At 30.0% G+C, this 1,045-nt stretch carries 1 protein-coding gene; it reads left to right on the plus strand.

Annotation, left to right across the window (positions count from 1 at the left end):
* Positions 1–212: 212 nt before the first annotated feature.
* On the plus strand, positions 213–755 hold the full coding sequence (locus tag GCQ56_RS20165) for a hypothetical protein (protein ID WP_152736340.1): 543 nt from the start codon (positions 213–215) through the stop codon (positions 753–755).
* Positions 756–1,045 lie beyond the last annotated feature (290 nt).

The following is a 1,045-nucleotide window of genomic DNA, read 5'->3' on the forward strand; positions in this document are numbered from 1 at the left end:
TGGCTCAAATAAGAACCTCAATTCTATTTCAAATTAAAAGGATTTTCAATTTTTATGTATCCTTAAAACTGCTATATTTAAAGCTTAATTGAGCAGTTTAATCAGTTTTTAGACAAACTGCCGTTGTAGGGCATTTATTTGTAACATGGTTCTGTTTATTAAAAGGTAATTCTTGTTTTAGTTAGAATAAGATAAATTTCGAAGAAAGAAAAATGACAAAATCTAATCATTGTGAATTGTGTGACTTGCAGAGTTTCAATTATAAATATGGAATCATATGTAGTTTAACAGAAAAGAAGCCTTCATTTCAAAAGCAGTGTTCATATATTAGTCTTGAAAAGAAATTAGTTGAGAAATTAGTTGAAATAAATATGGAATATGAAGATTTAAAGCATGTGAAAAAACAAACAGTCTTAAACCTAATTTTCTATTTAATAATAGGACTTGCTGTTGTTTACTTATCCTACTTTATCGGAACTATTCTACCAGCAACAACTATATTTCAGACAGTAACAATAATTATTTTTGCTTCAGGACTCGTACTTATTGGAAAAGGAATAGGAGGAATAAATTTCTACAGACAGAAATCTGGAGTGATAGTTCCCAAAAAGAAAATTTTAGACCAATTGGCAGAGCTTTATAATATTAACTATGAATTTAAATCAAATATTTCAACAGACCTGATGGGTGTGAAAAAGACTGATGCAGAACTATTCATTGAGGACAAATTAGTTGTGACAAAAAAACGAGATTGATTGTAAAACGCCCTACAACAAAAGCTAAATTTCATGGGCGCTGATGAGTCGTTTGAAAGTTTAGTACAATTAATAAACACCAGCAAGCCAATTAAATGGGTTTGCTTAAAATTATAAATTTAATCGGCTTGCTTACTTAGCGGTTTGATAAGGCAACTGTTTTAATCGCCCACGAAACTTAGCAAGACCGTCAGACTGTCTAAAAACCTTGATAAGTTGTTGATAAGTAAGCATGCTTGTATTTGATAGATTTTCAGCACTTTGTTATCTTATAGTATGAGATTTATACA

It is taken from the genome of Marinifilum sp. N1E240, from assembly GCF_009295825.1.
GTDB lineage: Bacteria > Bacteroidota > Bacteroidia > Bacteroidales > Marinifilaceae > Marinifilum_A > Marinifilum_A sediminis.